At 70.1% G+C, this 17377-nt stretch carries 16 protein-coding genes and 1 pseudogene; 4 read left to right on the top strand and 13 right to left on the bottom strand.

Annotated elements, in window-relative coordinates:
* Positions 1 to 19: 19 nt before the first annotated feature.
* The 4 genes from ABFO07_RS05435 to ABFO07_RS05420 all read right to left on the bottom strand — a co-directional run bounded on the left by ABFO07_RS05435 (position 20) and on the right by ABFO07_RS05420 (position 4151).
* Positions 20 to 457, bottom strand: a complete 438-nt coding sequence (locus ABFO07_RS05435; RefSeq protein ID WP_059557190.1) for a carboxypeptidase-like regulatory domain-containing protein — start codon at positions 455 to 457, stop codon at positions 20 to 22.
* 103 nt (positions 458 to 560) lie between these two features.
* Positions 561 to 2048 (bottom strand): DegQ family serine endoprotease, encoded by a 1488-nt coding sequence (locus ABFO07_RS05430; protein WP_059802135.1) that lies wholly within the window; start codon positions 2046 to 2048, stop codon positions 561 to 563.
* A 99-nt stretch (positions 2049 to 2147) separates the two neighbouring features.
* The gene (locus ABFO07_RS05425; protein WP_059557186.1) at positions 2148 to 3485 is read right to left on the bottom strand and encodes an ATP-binding protein; all 1338 of its coding nucleotides are present in this window, start codon (positions 3483 to 3485) and stop codon (positions 2148 to 2150) included.
* A 3-nt stretch (positions 3486 to 3488) separates the two neighbouring features.
* On the bottom strand, positions 3489 to 4151 hold the full coding sequence (locus ABFO07_RS05420; RefSeq protein ID WP_059557338.1) for a response regulator: 663 nt from the start codon (positions 4149 to 4151) through the stop codon (positions 3489 to 3491).
* A 191-nt stretch (positions 4152 to 4342) separates the two neighbouring features.
* On the opposite strand from ABFO07_RS05420, the gene dacB reads away from it, so the two are divergent.
* From dacB to ABFO07_RS05405, 3 genes and pseudogenes are all read left to right on the top strand, one after another.
* A complete protein-coding gene (gene dacB / locus ABFO07_RS05415; protein ID WP_060160453.1) occupies positions 4343 to 5875 on the top strand; it encodes a D-alanyl-D-alanine carboxypeptidase/D-alanyl-D-alanine endopeptidase in 1533 nt (510 codons plus the stop codon).
* A gap of 237 nt (positions 5876 to 6112) precedes the next feature.
* A pseudogene (locus ABFO07_RS05410) lies at positions 6113 to 6241 on the top strand (sterol desaturase family protein); the annotation flags it as partial.
* A gap of 209 nt (positions 6242 to 6450) precedes the next feature.
* Complete coding sequence (locus ABFO07_RS05405; protein ID WP_060014555.1) at positions 6451 to 7584, top strand: SGNH/GDSL hydrolase family protein; 1134 nt, start codon at positions 6451 to 6453, stop codon at positions 7582 to 7584.
* Positions 7585 to 7708: 124 nt separating this feature from the next.
* On the opposite strand, the gene ABFO07_RS05400 is transcribed toward ABFO07_RS05405, so the two are convergent.
* The 6 genes from ABFO07_RS05400 to pyk form a co-directional block, all read right to left on the bottom strand.
* The gene (locus ABFO07_RS05400; RefSeq protein ID WP_059958434.1) at positions 7709 to 8737 is read right to left on the bottom strand and encodes an L-threonylcarbamoyladenylate synthase; all 1029 of its coding nucleotides are present in this window, start codon (positions 8735 to 8737) and stop codon (positions 7709 to 7711) included.
* A gap of 11 nt (positions 8738 to 8748) precedes the next feature.
* Positions 8749 to 9942, bottom strand: coding sequence for a 5-(carboxyamino)imidazole ribonucleotide synthase (locus tag ABFO07_RS05395; protein WP_347468506.1), 1194 nt, complete (start codon positions 9940 to 9942; stop codon positions 8749 to 8751).
* A 105-nt stretch (positions 9943 to 10047) separates the two neighbouring features.
* A complete protein-coding gene (gene purE / locus ABFO07_RS05390; RefSeq protein ID WP_031402584.1) occupies positions 10048 to 10569 on the bottom strand; it encodes a 5-(carboxyamino)imidazole ribonucleotide mutase in 522 nt (173 codons plus the stop codon).
* 22 nt (positions 10570 to 10591) lie between these two features.
* Positions 10592 to 11482: a phosphoribosylaminoimidazolesuccinocarboxamide synthase gene (locus ABFO07_RS05385; RefSeq protein WP_059802142.1), complete on the bottom strand. Its 891-nt coding sequence runs from the start codon at positions 11480 to 11482 to the stop codon at positions 10592 to 10594.
* Positions 11483 to 11680: 198 nt separating this feature from the next.
* Positions 11681 to 12745, bottom strand: a complete 1065-nt coding sequence (gene fba / locus ABFO07_RS05380; protein ID WP_059557172.1) for a class II fructose-bisphosphate aldolase — start codon at positions 12743 to 12745, stop codon at positions 11681 to 11683.
* 266 nt (positions 12746 to 13011) lie between these two features.
* Positions 13012 to 14448, bottom strand: a complete 1437-nt coding sequence (pyk, locus tag ABFO07_RS05375) for a pyruvate kinase (RefSeq protein ID WP_059557168.1) — start codon at positions 14446 to 14448, stop codon at positions 13012 to 13014.
* Between pyk and ABFO07_RS05370 the strand changes: the two genes are divergently transcribed.
* The gene (locus ABFO07_RS05370) at positions 14447 to 14575 is read left to right on the top strand and encodes a hypothetical protein (protein ID WP_257785945.1); all 129 of its coding nucleotides are present in this window, start codon (positions 14447 to 14449) and stop codon (positions 14573 to 14575) included. The two genes, pyk and ABFO07_RS05370, sit on opposite strands and share 2 nt — an antisense overlap.
* A 157-nt stretch (positions 14576 to 14732) precedes the next feature.
* Here ABFO07_RS05370 and ABFO07_RS05365 read toward each other — a convergent pair whose 3' ends face one another.
* From ABFO07_RS05365 to ABFO07_RS05355, 3 genes are all read right to left on the bottom strand, one after another.
* Entirely contained in the window at positions 14733 to 15929 is a 1197-nt protein-coding gene (locus ABFO07_RS05365; protein WP_059557166.1) for a phosphoglycerate kinase, read from the bottom strand.
* A gap of 238 nt (positions 15930 to 16167) precedes the next feature.
* On the bottom strand, positions 16168 to 16491 hold the full coding sequence (locus ABFO07_RS05360; protein WP_017334068.1) for an AzlD domain-containing protein: 324 nt from the start codon (positions 16489 to 16491) through the stop codon (positions 16168 to 16170).
* Positions 16488 to 17243 (bottom strand): AzlC family ABC transporter permease, encoded by a 756-nt coding sequence (locus ABFO07_RS05355; RefSeq protein WP_059802145.1) that lies wholly within the window; start codon positions 17241 to 17243, stop codon positions 16488 to 16490. The genes ABFO07_RS05360 and ABFO07_RS05355 overlap by 4 nt, the downstream gene beginning before the upstream one ends.
* Positions 17244 to 17377: the final 134 nt, after the last annotated feature.

Raw genomic sequence — 17377 nt, 5'->3', positions numbered from 1 at the left:
CAAAACCGCACATGGCCGGTCATTTCGCGGCCCACGTGAACGCCTGTTTGACGCCGCCCTTCGCGGTGATCGTCACGCTGCGCGTCTGGTCCTTGCCCTGGTACGACGCCAGCACCGTGTAACGGCCCGGCGGCAGTTTCACGAGCATGTACGGCCCGCGCGCGTCGGTCTTCAGCACCTCGGCGCCTTTCTCGTCGGTAATCCGCACGTGGACGTCGGCGAGGAATTCGCCGCCCGCGCCGGTGAAGCGCAACGCGAGCGGCCAGGCCGCCTCGTTGCGCTGGAACGCCGTCGATTCGTCCTGCCCGACGCCGCCGGACACGAAGCTGACGTCGCCTTGCTGGCGCGGGGCCGGCAAGCCATCCGACTGCGCGTACGCGCCGCTTGCGCCGGCCGCGAGGCCCGCGGCCAGCGCCGCGGCGATCGCGAATCGGGACACTCTGCGTGGATATTGCATGGCACTCTCCTTTGAGTCGGAAGGGATGCCGGGCACCACGGCAGCGCAGGCGGCCGGGCCGCCGCGCCCGGCCAGGGCGGGCTCGCGCGGGCGCGGGCCCCGATCAGCTCAGGTCGACCGGCACGAAGATCTGTGCATTGTCGCGCTGAATCAGCAGCGCCAGGCTGTTGCCCGCATTCTTCACCGCGTCGCGCAGCTGTTCGGCGCTCGTCACCGGCCGGCCGTTCACCGCGAGGATCACGTCGCCCGGCTGGATGCCCGCCGACGCGGCGGGGCCGCCCGCCTGCTGCACGATCAGCCCGTGCGACAGCTGCGCCGCGTTGCGCTCCTGCGGCGACAGCGGCCGCACCGCGACGCCGAGCCGTCCCTGCTCGACCGGGCCGCCTTCGTTCGCTGCGAGCTTGGTGTCGGCCAGCGAGCCGAGCGTCACGCTGATCGTCTTCTTCGACTTGTCGCGCCACACCTGCAGATCGGCCTTCGAGCCGGGCTTCAGGCTCGCGATCTGCGCCGGCAGCGCGGTCGAATCGGCGACCGGCACGCCGTTGACGGCCAGGATCACGTCGCCCGGCTGCAGGCCCGCCTTCGCGGCCGGGCCGTTCGGATCGACCGAGCTGACGAGCGCGCCGTCCGGCTTCTGCAGGCCGAACGAGCTCGCGAGCGTCTGGTTCATGCCCTGCACCGCGACGCCCAGGCGCCCGCGGCTCACGTGGCCCGTCTTCACGAGCTCGTCCTTGACCTTGATCGCCTCGTTGATCGGGATCGCGAACGACAGGCCCTGGAAGCCGCCCGTCTGCGAATAGATCATCGAGTTGATGCCGATCACCTCGCCCTTCAGGTTGAACAGCGGGCCGCCCGAGTTGCCGGGGTTGACCGGCACGTCGGTCTGGATGAACGGCGTGTAGTTCTCGTCGGGCAGCGCGCGCGACTTCGCGCTGATGATGCCGGACGTCACCGTGTTGTCGAAGCCGTACGGCGAGCCGATCGCGACCACCCACTGGCCGACCTTGCTCTGCGCCGGATCGCCGATCTTCACCGTCGGCAGCCCGCCCGCGTCGATCTTCAGCACGGCGACGTCGGACTGCTTGTCCGCGCCGACCACCTTCGCCTTGTATTCGCGCTTGTCGGTCAGCTTGACGGTGACGACGTTCGCGCCGTCGATCACGTGCGCATTCGTCAGGATATAGCCGTCCTGGCTGATGATGAAACCGGAGCCGAGGCTCGCGCTCGGCTGGTCGTCGGGCTGCGCGTTGCCGCCCATGCCGGGCATCTGGCCGTAGAAGTGCTTGAAGAACTGGTAGAACGGGTCGCTCGGATCCATCGGCAGCTGCGGCTGCGGCCCGCGCCGCGACGCCACCTGCTTCACGACGTGCTTCGCGCTGATGTTCACGACCGCCGGGCCGTAGGTTTCCACCAGCCCGGAGAAATCGGGGATGCCGGTCTTCGCGGCCGCTTCGGCCGGCATCAGCGCGGCTGCCTGCGCGGGCGTGATGATCTGCGGATCGGCGTGCCGGGTGCCCGCGACGTAGCCGGCGGACAGCGCGGCCGCCACCGCGACGGCAATGGCGCCACGCGTCAGGATTCGGGTGTTCATCGTAGGACCTCCTCATTGTTACGACGCAGCGTAACGGCGCTGCCTTAAAGGAGGCTTAATCAGCCTCGAGCGGGGCTAGAAGCGCTCGAACGGCCGGCGTCAGACGGCCGCCGGCGCCTCCGCCGGCACGTCGGCGTCGCGGAACACGACGCTGACGAGCAGGCCGCCCGCCGCCGCGTCGCCGAGCGACACCGTCGCGCCCTGCTGCGTGGCGACGCGCTTGACGATCGCGAGCCCGAGCCCGCTGCCCGACACGTCGGTGCGCGCCCGCGCGGAGCTGTCGCGATAGAAGCGGTCGAACACGCGCTCGCGCTCGTCGGCCGGGATGCCCGGCCCGCTGTCGCCGATCTGCACGCACGCGCGGCCGGCCGCGTCGCGCGTCAGCGACACGTCGATGCGGCCGCCGTCGGGCGTGTACTTGACCGCGTTGTCGAGCAGGTTGCCGAACATCACGCGCAGCGCGGCGACGTCGGCGACGACCCGCGCGGGCCGGCACTCCTCGAAACCGAGATCGATATGGCGCCGCTGCGCGAGCGGCGCGTGCGCGGCCACGCATTCGGCAAGCAGTGCCTGCAGGTCGAGCGGCTCGCGCACCGTGCCACCGTCCGGTTCCGCGCGCGCGAGCGCGAGCAGTTGCTCGGCGAGGCGCGTCGCGCGCGTCACGCCGTCCTGCAGGTCGACGAGCGCCTCGCGGCGCGACGCATCGTCCTTCGCGCGCGCGACGAGCTGCGCCTGGATCTGCACGGCCGCGAGCGGCGTGCGCAGTTCGTGCGCGGCGTCGGCGACGAACGCCTTCTGCGTGTCGAGCGCGGCCGACAGCCGCGCGAGCAACCCGTTCAGCGCGTGCACGAGCGGCTGCACCTCGAGCGGCAACGGCGAATCGGCCAGCGGGTCGAGCGCCTCCGGCCGGCGTGCCTCGACCGCGCGCGTCACGCGCCGCAGCGGCGCGAGCCCGCGCCCGACGATCATCCACACGGCCGCGCCGAGGAACGGCAGCAGCACGATCAGCGGCCACAGCGTGCGCAGCGCGACGTTCGCCGCGAGCCGGTTGCGCACCGACAGCGGCTGCGCGAGCTGCACGACGTTGTCGCCGACGATCGCGCCGTACACGCGCCATTCGCCGCGGTCGGTGCGCTCGGTCGAGAAGCCGAGCTCGGCGCGCGGCGCGATCGGCGCGCGCGGATGCGAGAAGTACATCAGCACGCCGTTGCGGTTCCAGATCTGGATCACGATGCCTTCGTCGCCGTTGGTGCGCGAGCCGAACACCTGCGAGAACGGCTCGGACGGCAGCGCCGCGGCAATCTCCTGCAGCTGGTAGTCGAACAGCTCGTTCGCCTCCGCGAGCGCCTGCCGGTAGATCAGCCAGCCCGCGACGCCCACGCCGGCGACGACGATCGCCAGCAGCCAGATCAGCAATTGATGACGAATCGACCTCACGCGTCAGCTTTCCTTGACGACCATGTAGCCGAGCCCGCGCACGTTGCGGATCAGGTCCGAGCCGAGCTTCTTGCGCAGTGCGTGGATATAGACCTCGACGGTGTTGCTGCCGATTTCCTCGCCCCAGCCGTACATCTTCTCCTCGAGCTGGCTCTTCGACAGCACCGCGCCCGGCCGCGCGAGCAGCGCCTCGAGCAGCGCGAACTCGCGCGCCGACAGCGCGACCGGCGCGCCGTCGAGCGTCACCTGGTGCGACGCCGGGTCGAGCGTCAGCCCGCCGTGGCGGATCAGCGACTCGCTGCGCCCGGACTGGCGGCGGATCAGCGCGCGCATCCGCGCGCCGAGCTCGTCGAGATCGAACGGCTTGACCAGATAATCGTCGGCGCCCGCGTCGAGCCCCTTCACGCGGTCGGCCACCGCGTCGCGCGCGGTGACGATCAGCACCGGCAGCGACAGCCCGCGCGCGCGCAGCGTGCGCAGCACGTCGATGCCGTCGCGCTTGGGCAGGCCCAGGTCGAGCAGCAGCAGGTCGTACGCCTCGCCGCCGAGCGCGGTGAGCGCCGCCTCGCCGTCCTGCACCCAGTCGACCGCGAAGCCGTCCGAGCGCAGCGCCTTGCGCACGCCCTCGGCGATCATCCGGTCGTCTTCGACTAGCAATATCCGCATCTGGGTCGGCATCCGTGGGACGAGTGAAACATGCCGACCATTGTAGCGCCGCGAATCGCGCGTGCGGCCCGGCGGCCCGCGCGAACGGCCTGCCGATGCGCGGTTTCGTCGGACCTGCGCGCACTTGTCTCTACAATGTGCGCTTTGGCGCCGCGCGCGCCGCCCCCGCATCCGTTTTCCCGTCTTCGCCCATGCCGATTTCCGTCCTCGCCGCCCGGTTCGCGCCCCGCGCCCGCCTCTGCCTGCGCGCCGCCGCCGTCCTCTCCGCCTGCACCGCCCTCGCCTTCGCGCCGCCCGCGCAGGCCCGCAAGAAAGCGCTCAAGCCGGCGCACAAGCCGCCCGCCGTATCCGCCGCCGCGCGCGCGGCCGGGCTGCCGCCGGCCGTGCTCGTCGCGCTGCAGCGCGCGAAGGTGCCCGCGTCGGCGATGAGCGTGGTGGTCGAGCGGGTCGGCGACCCGGAGCCGCTGATCGCATGGAACGCGAGCCGTCCGATGCTGCCGGCGTCGACGATGAAGCTCGTGACGACCTTCTCGGGCCTGTCGATCCTCGGCCCCGACTTCCGCTGGCGCACGAGCGCGTACGCGGACGGCCCGGTCGACCCGGACGGCACGCTGCAGGGCAACCTGTACATCAAGGGCACCGGCGATCCGAAGCTCGTGCCGGAGGAACTGATCGACCTCGTCGAGAAGATCCGCAAGGCCGGCATCCGCCGCGTGAACGGCGGCCTCGTGCTCGACAAGACCTATTTCGCGGCGTCGACGCGCGACCTGCCGGCGTTCGACGACGACGCAAGCGCGCCGTACAACGTCGGCCCCGATCCGCTGCTGTACGCATTCAAGGCCATCTCGTTCACGGTGACGCCGGGCGACGACGGCAAGGTCGCGGTCGACGTGCTGCCGCCGCTCGCGAACCTGTCGATCGACAACCAGCTCTACGAGGGCGGCGGCTCGTGCGGCGCGGCGGCGTCGGCCGCACGCCCGACGCTGACGGCCGGCGACGGCATGCTGACGGCATCGTTCGCGGGCGACTACCCGCTGCGCTGCGGCGCGCGCACGACCAACCTCGCGATCCTCGACCACACGACCTTCTTCGCGCGCGGCTTCCTCGCGTTGTGGCAGCAGGACGGCGGCACCATCGCGGGCCCCGTCAGCGAGGGCAAGGTACCGGCCACCGCGCGGCCCGTCGCCGTGCATCACAGCCCGGTGCTCGGCAGCGTCGTCTACGACATCAACAAGTTCAGCAACAACGTGATGGCGCGCAACCTGTTCCTGACGATCGGCGCGGAAAGCGGCAAGCCGCCCGCCACGCCCGAGCAGTCGAGCCGCGTGATCCGCACGTTCCTGCAGAAGAACGGCGTCGCGATGCCCGATCTCGCGCTCGACAACGGCTCGGGGCTGTCGCGCGACGAGCACGTGAGCGCGCAGTCGCTCGCCGCGCTGCTGCAGGCCGCGAACGCGAGCCCGGTCGCGCAGGCATTCATCGATTCACTGCCGATCGCGGGCATCGACGGCACGATGAAGAACCGGCTCACCAACGCGGGCGTGCTCGGCAACGCGCACATCAAGACCGGCACGCTGCGCGACGTGCGGGCGATCGCGGGCTACGTCGCGGGCGCGGACGGCACGAGCTACGTCGTCGTCAGCTTCATCAACGACGATCACGCGGAAGCCGCGCGCGCCGCGCACGACAGCCTGCTCGAATGGATCTACGCAGGCGCGCACTGAGCCGTGGCCGGGCCGGCACGCCCGCCCGGCCCGCGCGCAAGCCGTTTCCGGAAAACGGGGCCGCACCGCCCGGCCCCGCACGGCGCGGCTTCGGTAGAAACCCTGTCCTCTGAGGGAACCCTCTACGCTGCCCCCTCGCCTAGCGCGACCCGATTGCGTAGGCTGTTGCCCTGATCAATATCGATCGGGCCACAGGCCCGGCCACATGGCTTGCAGGGGATAGGAGGAGACACGTCCATGCGATTCGACGTCGAATTGCTGCTGCTCGCACTGGCGCCCGTCTTCCTGCGCTGCATCGGCCGGGAAGCCCGGCACCTCGCGCGCAAGCGTCCGCAGGACGCCGTTTACGGCTGGCGCGACACGCTGCCCGCGGTTTTCGGCCCGCCTGAACGGGCGAGCACTTATCATGCACGCATCGTCGGCGCCGCCGTCGACGATCCCCGCGCCGCACTGTTCGCGGGCCCGCACCGACAACACTAGAATCCATTTCAGCCAACGGCCGCCGCGCGACCCGAACCTGAGCGGGCAAGCGGCAGATGCAAGACATCGGGCCATATCTACGAGGAGATCCAACGATGCAACCACAACGCACCGCACCGTCCCGCGCCCGGCAACGCCTGCTGCGCACCGCTCAGGTCGCGATCGCCGGCGCCGCGCTCGCGCTGCTCGCCGCATGCGGCGGCGGCGGCGACGACAACAACGCGTCCAGCACGCCGCCGTCAGGCGTGAAGATGCAGGTCGTCTCGTTCGGCGACAGCCTGTCCGACGTCGGCACCTACTCGCAGATCCTGCTCGGCTTCGGCGGCGGCCGCTTCACGACCAACCCGGGCCAGGTCTGGACGCAGAACGTCGCGACGTACTACGGCGACACGCTGCAGCCGGCCAACCAGGGCGGCTTCGGCATCCCGCTGCAGGCGACGGGCGGCCTCGGCTATGCGCAGGGCGGCTCGCGCGTCACGCTGCAGCCGGGCATCGGCCACGCGGACGCAAGCGTGCCGAATTCGGACTTCGCACAGGCGACGACGACGCCGATCGCCGACCAGGTCAAGCAGTACCTGTCGCAGCACGGCAGCTTCAACGCCGGCCAGATCGTGCTGATCAACGGCGGCGCGAACGACATCTTCTACCAGGCGCAGGTCGCGCAGGCGCAGGGCAATACGCCGGCCGCCCAGCTCGCGGCCGCGCAGGCGATCGGCCTTGCCGCGCAGCAGCTTGGCGGGCTCGTGCAGCAGATCGTCGCGGCGGGCGCCACGCACGTGTTCGTGTCGAACGTGCCGGACATCGGCGGCACGCCGCTCGCGCTGCAAGGCGGCACGCAGGCCGTGTTCACGCAACTGTCGGGGCTGTTCAACAAGACGCTCGCGGGCACGCTCGCCGCGCTCAAGGTCGATACGACGAAGTACAAGCTGGTCGACGTGTTCACGTGGCAGGACGGCATCGCGGCCGCCTACCAGGCGAACGGCTTCACCGTGTCGAACACCGACACCGCGTGCAACCTGAAGGCGATGGTGGCGGCCGCAACGAAGTTCGGCGCGCCGGTGCCGACGGCCTTCGGTTCGTCGCTGTTCTGCTCGCCGCAGACCTACACGACGCCGAACGCGGACCAGACCTTCATGTTCGCCGACTCCGTCCATCCGTCGACGCGCCTGCACGCGCTTTACGCACAGTTCGTCGAGCAGCAGATCGCAGCGACCGGCGTCGGCAAGTAAGCGCGGCGCACGCGGCCCTTTCGCGGCCGCAAACGAAAATGCCCGACCGGTTCGCCGGTCGGGCATTTTTTTGTCGCGTGTCGCTGTTCGGTACGTCAGGTTCCCGGACGCGCGCGCGACCGCCCTACTCCCGCGCCTCGAACGCGGCCGCCGCGCGGCCCAGGCGATCGTTGACCGCGATCCACTCGACGGTGTCCGGCAGCTTCTCGACGAGGATCCGCGCGACCTGCGCGCGATCGAGCGCACGCAGCATCCCGTACAGCTCGCGCGCATACGCCTGCGGATCTTCCGGCGCAGCGACGAAATGGACGTCGGCGGCCTGCGCCCAGCGGCCCGCGCGCGACGCGCGGGCAACCAATGCGACCCGCTCGCCCGCCGCATGCGCGGCCGCGAGCAGCGGCTCGAGCGCATCGAACGGCAGCAGCGCGAGCGGCGTGCGCGGCGCGTAATGCGCCTTCAGCGTGCCGGACGCGCGCGGCGCGGTGGCGTCGCTGCCGTCCGGCAGCCGCGGCGCGCGGCCGAGCACGTCGGCGATCTGCTGCGGGCTCACGTGGCCCGGGCGCAGCAGCGCCGGGAAGCCGCGCGACAGGTCGAGGATGGTCGACTCGATGCCGACTTCCGACGGCCCGCCGTCCAGCACGTGCACCGTATCGCCGAACTCGTCGCGCACGTGCTGCGCGGTCGTCGGGCTCACGTGCCCGAACCGGTTCGCGGACGGCGCGGCGACGCCGCCGTGCCCGCCGCGCCGCGCGCTGAACGCGGCCAGCAGCGCCTGCGCGACCGGATGCGACGGGCAGCGCAGGCCGACCGAGTCCTGGCCGCCGCTCACCGCGTCCGGAATGCGCGGATGGCGCTTCAGGATCAGCGTCAGCGGGCCCGGCCAGAACGCGTCGATGAGCGCCTGCGCATCGGCCGGCAGCGCGTCGACCCAGTAGCCCGGATCGCCGCCCGGCGGCAGGTGCACGATCACCGGGTGGTTCGCCGGCCGGCCCTTCGCCGCGTAGATCCGCGCGACCGCGTCGGGGTTGGCGGCATCGCCGCCGAGCCCGTAGACGGTCTCGGTCGGGAACGCGACGAGCTGCCCCGCATCGAGCAGCGCGGCGGCCGCGTCGATCTGCTCGCGCGTGACGGAGGTCGGGAGATCGGTTGGCATCGGCACGGCGCTCAGTCGAGCGGCACGCGCAGCAGCTGCGCGCACGCGGTGGCCGCGGCAAGCGCCTCGTCGCGCGTCGCCGCCGTGAAGTTCACGTGGCCCATCTTGCGGCCGACGCGCGCCTCTTCCTTGCCGTACAGGTGCAGATGCGAAGCCGGCATCGCCGCGACTTGGTCCCACGGCGGCGTGACCGCGTCGCCGGCGGCGCCGTTCGGGAACCACACGTCGCCGAGGATGTTCAGCATCGCGGCCGGCGAATGCTGGCGCGGGTTGCCGAGCGGCATGCGCGTCATCGCGCGCACCTGCTGCTCGAACTGGCTCGTCGCGCACGCATCGACCGTGTAGTGGCCGGAGTTGTGCGGGCGCGGCGCCATCTCGTTCGCGACGAGCGAGCCGTCTTCCAGCACGAAGAATTCGACGCACAGCACGCCGACGTAGCCGAGCGTGTCGGCAATCCGCACCGCGGCCTGCTGCGCCTGTTCGACGAGCGCGGCGTCCGCCGCCGGCGCGGGCACGACCGTCAGCGCCAGGATGCCGTCGTGATGCGCGTTCTGCGCGAGCGGGAACGCGGCCGAGCGGCCGTCGGCGCCGCGCGCGATCAGCGCCGACACCTCGTATTTCAGCGGCAGGCGCTTTTCGAGCACGCACGGCACGCCGCCGAGCGCCGCGTGCGCGTCGCGCGTTTCCTGCGCGGTGCGCACCCGCACCTGCCCCTTGCCGTCGTAGCCGAGGCGCGCGGTCTTCAGGATGCCCGGCAGCACCGCGTCGAGCGCGGCATCGTCGAGCGCGGCGAGCGCCGCGGCCGATTCGAGCACCACGTGCGGCGCGACCGGCACGCCGGACGCCTCGATGAAGCGCTTCTCCGCGATTCGGTCCTGCGCGACCGCGACGCAGCGGCCGGCCGGCGCGACGAAGGTCGTGCGCGCGAGGAAATCGAGGCTCGCGGCCGGCACGTTCTCGAACTCGGTCGACACCGCGTCGCACAGCGCCGCCAGTTCGGCGAGCGCGGCCTCGTCGTCGTACGCGGCGCGCAGGTGGCGGTCCGCGACCGTGCCGGCGGGGCTGGTCGGATCGGGGTCGAGCACCGCGACGCGATAGCCCATCGATTGCGCGGCGAAGCAGAACATGCGGCCGAGCTGGCCGCCGCCGACCATGCCCAGCCAGGCGCCGGGCAGGATCGGGGAAGAGGATTGAGGAGTGGTCATGTCAGTGGTCGGTCGCGGCGGGCAGCGCGCCCGCCGCAGTGAGGACAATCCGGGTTCGACGACCCGTTTGCCGGGCTGCCCTGGTCCGGGGGCGGCCCATTGCGTTCATTCCAGCGGCGGCAGCACCATCGCGTGCGCGGCCTCGTTCTGGCGCACGCGGAACGCGGCGAGGCGGTTCGCGTAGTCGACCGACGTGCCGGACAGGATCGACACCGCGAACAGCGCCGCGTTCGCCGCGCCGGCCTCGCCGATCGCGAAAGTCGCGACCGGCACGCCCTTCGGCATCTGCACGATCGAGTGCAGCGAATCGACGCCCTTCAGGTACTTGCTCGCGACCGGCACGCCGAGCACCGGCACCGTCGTCTTCGCGGCGAGCATGCCCGGCAGGTGAGCCGCGCCGCCCGCGCCCGCGATGATCGCGCGCAGGCCGCGCTCGCGGGCCTTCTCGGCATAGTCGAACATCTCGTCGGGCATCCGGTGCGCGGACACGACCTTTGCCTCGTAAGGCACGCCGAATTCCTGCAGGATCGCCACCGCATGCTTCATCACGTCCCAGTCGGAACTCGAACCCATCAGCACGCCGATGAGCGGCGCGCTGTGCGTGTGGGCGGTCTGGACTTCACTCATCGCACGTTCCTTTCGTCGAAGCTCAGGCGAGCTGCTCGCCGGTGATGCGCTCGAGCGCTTCCTGGTACTTCGCGGCCGTCTTCTCGACGACGTCGGCCGGCAGCGCCGGCGCCGGCGCCGTCTTGCCCCACGGCTGCGCCTCGAGCCAGTCGCGCACGAACTGCTTGTCGAACGACGGCGGGTTCGTGCCGACCTGGTACTGGTCGGCCGGCCAGAAGCGCGACGAATCGGCCGTCAGCACTTCGTCCATCAGGTAAAGCTTGCCGTGGTTGTCGAGACCGAATTCGAACTTGGTGTCGGCGATGATGATGCCGCGCGTCGCCGCGTAGTCGGCTGCTTCCTTGTACAGGCGGATCGAGATGTCGCGGATCGTCGCGGCCAGCTCGGTGCCGATGCGGCGCTCGGTTTCCTCGAACGTGATGTTCTCGTCGTGCTCGCCCATCTCGGCCTTCGCGGCGGGCGTGAAGATCGGCTCGGGCAGCTTCTGCGCGTTCTGCAGGCCTTCCGGCAGCTTGACGCCGCACACCGCGCCGCTCGCCTGGTATTCCTTCCAGCCGCTGCCGGCCAGGTAGCCGCGCACGACCGCCTCGATCATGATCGGCTCGAGGCGCTTGACCACCACGCCGCGGCCCTTGACCTGCTCGACCTCGTCGGCCGCGACGACGGCTTCCGGCGCGTCGCCCGTCAGGTGGTTAGGGACGATGTGCGCGAGCTTGTCGAACCAGAAGTTCGCCATCTGGTTCAGCACGCGGCCCTTGTTCGGAATCGGCTCGCCCATGATCACGTCGAACGCCGACAGGCGGTCCGTCGTGACGATCAGGAGCTTGTCGTTGCCCACCGCGTAGTTGTCGCGGACCTTGCCGCGACCGAGGAGCGGCAGCGAGCGGAGCGTGGATTCGTAAAGGGTAGACATCGTCTTTTCGCAGATAAGGAGCCAAACACAAAAAGGGAAACGCCGTTCCCCGCGGCTGGCGGGAACGGCGGCCTTGCGATTCGTCGGCGCGCCCGGGCAACGTGGCCCAGGCGGCGCCGGCCGGCCCTGGTTCGGCCGGCGGGACGGTCACGGCCGGCGGACATCCGCCGGCCGGCAGCCCCGGATCGTACTACAGTCTCAGCGCACGACCTGCGCGAGCTCGCCGGCCTTGTACTTCTCGGCGATCTTGTCGAGCGACACCGGCTTGATCTTGCCGGCCTGGCCTTCGCAGCCGAATGCGAGGTAGCGGTCGACGCAGATCTTCTTCGCCGCTTCGCGCGCGGGCTTCAGGTAGTCGCGCGGATCGAACTTGCCCGGGTTCTCGAACAGGTAGCGGCGGATCGCGCCCGTGATCGCCAGACGCAGGTCGGTGTCGATGTTGATCTTGCGCACGCCGTGCTTGATGCCTTCCTGGATTTCCTCGACCGGCACGCCGTAGGTTTCCTTCATGTCGCCGCCGAACTGGCGGATTTCTTCCAGCAGCTCCTGCGGCACCGACGACGAACCGTGCATCACGAGGTGCGTGTTCGGAATGCGCGCGTGGATTTCCTTGATGCGCTGGATCGACAGGATGTCGCCCGTCGGCTTCTTCGAGAACTTGTACGCGCCGTGCGACGTGCCGATCGCGATCGCGAGCGCGTCGCACTGCGTGAGCTTCACGAAGTCGGCGGCCTGCTCCGGATCGGTCAGCAGCTGCTCGCGGGTCATCGTGCCCTCGGCGCCGTGGCCGTCTTCCTTGTCGCCCTTCATCGTCTCGAGCGAGCCGAGCACGCCGAGTTCCGCCTCGACCGTCACGCCGATCGAGTGCGCCATCTCGACGACCTTGCGCGACACGTCGACGTTGTATTCGTACGATGCAACCGTCTTGCCGTCCGCCTCGAGCGAACCGTCCATCATCACGCTGGTGAAGCCGCTGCGGATCGCCGCCATGCAGACCGCCGGCGACTGGCCGTGATCCTGGTGCATCACGACCGGGATGTGCGGATACGACTCGACCGCGGCCTCGATCAGGTGGCGCAGGAACGGCTCGCCCGCATACTTACGCGCGCCGGCCGACGCCTGCATGATCACGGGTGCGCCGACCTGGTCCGCCGCCGCCATGATCGCCTGCACCTGCTCCAGGTTGTTCACGTTGAAGGCCGGCAGGCCGTAACCGTGCTCTGCCGCGTGGTCCAGCAATTGACGCATTGATACGAGAGGCATTGTGGAACTCCTTGAATGAAAACCGGTGCGCCCTGTGCGCCGGCGCGGCCTGGCCCGGTGTTCCCCCGGGCGGACGGGCGCGGCTGAGCGTCGAATAGCGGCATTTTATCGCGAAGCGCCACCGAATCCGACCGGTTGGCGTTCCGTGCTCGCAATTTGTTACGTTCGCACGGCACAATGCGGCCAAAAAAGAGAAAAAAACCGCGCGGGCCATCTGGCCCCGCGCGGTTTTTCGCAATTAAACAGTGTCGGATCGAATCCGAAGGTCAGTAGTGCTCGCCGACCCGGACGATCTTCAGCGTGTTGGTGCCGCCCGCCTGCCCCATCGGCTCGCCGACGGTCAGCACGACCATGTCGCCGCGCGCGACCAGCCCGCGCTGGACGATCAGCTCGATCGCCTGCTGGAGCGCGCCGTCGCGGTCGCTGTTGAAGTCGACGTGCAGCGGCGTGACGTTGCGGTACAGCGCCATCGTGCGCTCGCTGCCGACCCGCGGCGTCAGCGCGAAGATCGGCACGTGCGTGTAGTGGCGCGACATCCACAGCGCGGTCGCGCCCGATTCGGTCAGCGCGACGATCGCCTTCGCGCCGAGGTGGTACGCGGTGAACAGCGCGCCCATCGCGATCGACTGGTCGATCCGCGTGAACGTGCGGTCGAGGAAATCCTTGTCCAGCTCGACATGCTCGGACTTCTCGGCTTCCACGCAGATGGCCGCCATCGCCTCGATCGTCACGACCGGGTACTTGCCGGCGGCGGTTTCAGCCGACAGCATCACCGCGTCGGTGCCGTCGAGCACCGCGTTCGCGACGTCCGACACCTCGGCACGGGTCGGCACCGGCGCGTGGATCATCGATTCCATCATCTGCGTCGCGGTGATCACGAGCTTGTTCGACTCGCGCGCCATCCGGATCATGCGCTTCTGCAGCGCCGGCACGGCCGCGTTGCCGACTTCCACCGCGAGGTCGCCGCGCGCGACCATGATGCCGTCGGACGCGTCGAGGATGCTCTGCAGCGCCGGAATCGCCTCGGCGCGCTCGATCTTCGCGATCATCTTCGGCTTGATGCCGTACGGCGCGCCCGCGATGTTCGCGAGCTGGCGCGCCATTTCCATGTCGGTCGCGTTCTTCGGGAACGACACCGCGACGAGATCCGCGCCGAGCGACATCGCGGTGCGGATGTCCTCCATGTCCTTCGCGGTCAGCGCGGGCGCCGACAGCCCGCCGCCCTGCCGGTTGATCCCCTTGTTGTTCGACAGCTCGCCGCCCACCTTGACGGTCGTGTGGATCTCCTCGCCGAGCACGCGCTCGACAGTCAGCACGATCAGGCCGTCGTTCAGCAGCAGCACGTCGCCCGGCTTCAGGTCGCGCGGCAGCTCCTTGTAGTCGAGGCCGACGCGATCGTCGTTGCCCAGCTCGCAGCCCGCGTCGAGGATGAACGGCTGGCCCGCCGACAGCGTGGTCTTGCCGTTCTCGAACTTGCCGACGCGGATCTTCGGGCCCTGGAGGTCCGCCATGATCGCGATCTCGCGGCCGACCTTGCGGGCGGCCTCGCGCACCATCTCGGCGCGCTGGCGGTGATCATCGGCGGTGCCGTGCGAAAAATTGAGCCGCACGACGTCGAGGCCCGCCTGCATCATCTGCAGCAGTGTCTCCGGCGAACTGGAAGCCGGGCCGATCGTGGCGACTATCTTGGTGGCGCGCTGCATGAAACTCCTCATCTGGATCAAGGTGGATGCGCTGGGTGAAACGCTGCGAGAGCCGGACGCGGCAGGCCCAGCGGCGGCCGCTCCGGGGGGCGCGCCGGTGCTGTCGCCCGACGTCGCTTTGTTCTGAATCTCGTGGTGCTGCTCGACCGCGTCGCCGGCGGTCGCGGGCACGCGCGGGGTGGTGTTCGCCCGTGCGGGCGCGCGCTTGCGCCTGCCCGCACCGGCCGCCGGCTCCGCCTTCGCGGAGCGCGCGGCCTTCGTCACCCCTGCGCGCGCCGCCACGCTCAGGCCGCCCGCGTTTCGAGCACTTCCACCGCCGGCAGCTTCTTCCCTTCGAGGAACTCGAGGAAGGCGCCGCCGCCGGTCGAGATGTAGCTGACCTGGTCGTGGATGCCGTACTTCGCGATGGCCGCGAGCGTGTCGCCGCCGCCCGCGATCGAGAACGCGGACGATTTGGCGATCGCGTCGGCGAGCGTCTTGGTGCCGTTGCCGAACTGGTCGAACTCGAACACGCCGACCGGGCCGTTCCACACGATCGTGCCGGCCTTCTCGAGCTGGCTCGCGAGCGCCTTGGCCGTTTCCGGCCCGATGTCGAGGATCATGTCGTCGGCTTCGATGTCGGCAACCTTCTTCACCGTCGCGACGGCCGTCGGCGAGAATTCCTTCGCGGTAACGACGTCGGTCGGGATCGGCACCGACGCGCCGCGCTTGCGCGCGTCGTCGATGATCGCCTTCGCCTCGGCGACGAGGTCGGCTTCCGCGAGCGACTTGCCGATCGGCAAACCGGCCGCGAGCATGAACGTGTTCGCGATGCCGCCGCCGACGATCAGCTGGTCGACCTTCTCCGCCAGCGACTTGAGGATCGTCAGCTTGGTCGACACCTTCGAGCCGGCGACGATCGCCACCAGCGGGCGCGCCGGGTTGCCGAGCGCCTTGCCGAGCGCGTCGAGCTCGGCGGCGAGCAGCGGGCCCGCGCACGCGATGGGCGCGTACTTCGCGATGCCGTGCGTGGTCGCCTCGGCGCGGTGCGCGGTGCCGAACGCGTCGTTCACGTACACGTCGCAGAGCTGCGCCATCTTCTGCGCGAGCTCGTCCGAATTCTTCTTCTCGCCCTTGTTCACGCGGCAGTTCTCGAGCAGCACGACCTGGCCCGGCGCGACGTTCACGCCGTTCTCGACCCAGTTCGCGACGAGCGGCACGTCGCGGCCGAGCAGCTCGGCAAGGCGCTTCGCGACCGGCGCGAGCGAATCTTCCGGCTTGAACTCGCCCTCGGTCGGGCGGCCGAGGTGCGACGTGACCATCACGGCCGCGCCGGCGTCGAGGGCTGCCTTGATGGCCGGCGCCGACGCGCGCACGCGCGTGTCTTCGGTGATGTTGCCGTGGTCGTCCTGCGGCACGTTCAGGTCCGCGCGGATGAAGACGCGCTTGCCGGCGAGCTGGCCGGCGGCGATCAGGTCGGTGAGACGCTTGACTTGGCTCATGTTGAACAGATTGAAGTAGTGGATGGGGAAAGGGGGTCTGATGCAACACGTGCGCGGGCTGCCGCGGGGGGCGCCGGGTGCGGGCCGTGGCTGGCGGTTCCGCATGACGCGCACGGGTAAAAAATCCGGAACGGGCATTCTAGCCGATCCATCCGGCCGGCAGCCCCGTGCGGCGGCGAATTCCGCCTATTTGGGATCGCGCGGGATATTGCGTTGCAGCAATCCATGGCCCGGCGCGTCAGGCGACCAGCCGCAGCACGGTGAACACGAGCATCCCGACGACGATCGTGCCCAGCATGCTGCGCCGCCACATGAACCAGCCGAAGCCGGCGAGCGCCGCATAGAACTGATGATTGGCGAGCGCGAACGACAGCCCGGCCGGGGTCTCGAGCACGTCGGGCAGCACGACGGCGGCCAGCGCCGCCGCGGGCGCGTAGCGCAGCGCGCGCTGCACGCGCTCCGGCAGCACGGTGCGCTCGCCGCCGATCAGGAACAGCGCGCGCGTGACCGCCGTGACGACCGTCATCCCGACGATCACGAGCCAGATCTCCAGCGCGCTCATTCGACCTCCTTCTGCTGGACGGTCTCGGTGCGGATGCGGCGCCAGTCGGCCCGTTCGACGAAGAAATCGGCGGTGCAGCCGGCCGCGAGCGCGGCCAGCACCGCGAGCGGCAGCGCGAGCCGGTACGGCAGGTCGAACGCGACGAGCGACACGATGCCGGCGACCGCGACGGCCGCGAGCGTCGAGCGGTTCGCGACCGCCGACACCATGATCGGGATCAGCGCGAGCGTGCCCGCCAGCTCGAGCCCCCAGCTCGCGGGAAAGAAGCTCGCGAGCAGGATCCCGGCGAGCGACGACACCTGCCACGACAGCCAGCTCGACAGCGCCATCCCCCAGAAATAGGCTTCCTTGCCCGGCACGTAGCCGTTCGCGAAGCCCTGCTTCTGGAACAGCAGGTAGATCACGTCGCCGTTGAAATAGCCGATCGCGAGACGCCGCCACAGCGGCAGGTAGGAGAAGTGCGGCGCGAGGCCGACGCTGAAGATCACGAAGCGCGTATTGACCATCGCGGCGGTGAGCAGCACGGTCCAGAGCGGCAGCTTCGCGGCGAGGAGAGGCAGCACCGCGAGCTGCGACGAGCCCGCGTAGACGAGCAGCGACATCGCGCTCGCCTGCCCGATCGTCATCACCGACTTGCTCATCGCGATGCCGGTGACGAGCCCCCAGGACAGGATCGCCATCAGCGTGGGCGAATAGTCGCGCGCGCCCTGGAGCAGCGCGAAGCGGTCGGTGGCGGACAATCGTGCAAGCATGGGGGAATGCGCCGCGGCGGACGATGTGTCGGGGCGCAGGCGTCTCCTGCCGGCGCGGCCCGTCGTGGTTGGAATCGGTACCGGGCGATTATAGCCCCGCCCCTCGCCGACCGACCGGTTTGCCGCCAAAAGAC

This window comes from Burkholderia stagnalis, from assembly GCF_039848545.1.
GTDB lineage: Bacteria > Pseudomonadota > Gammaproteobacteria > Burkholderiales > Burkholderiaceae > Burkholderia > Burkholderia stagnalis.
The sequence above is the reverse complement of the archived record's forward strand: the minus strand, read 5'-3'. Positions and strand labels throughout refer to the sequence as shown.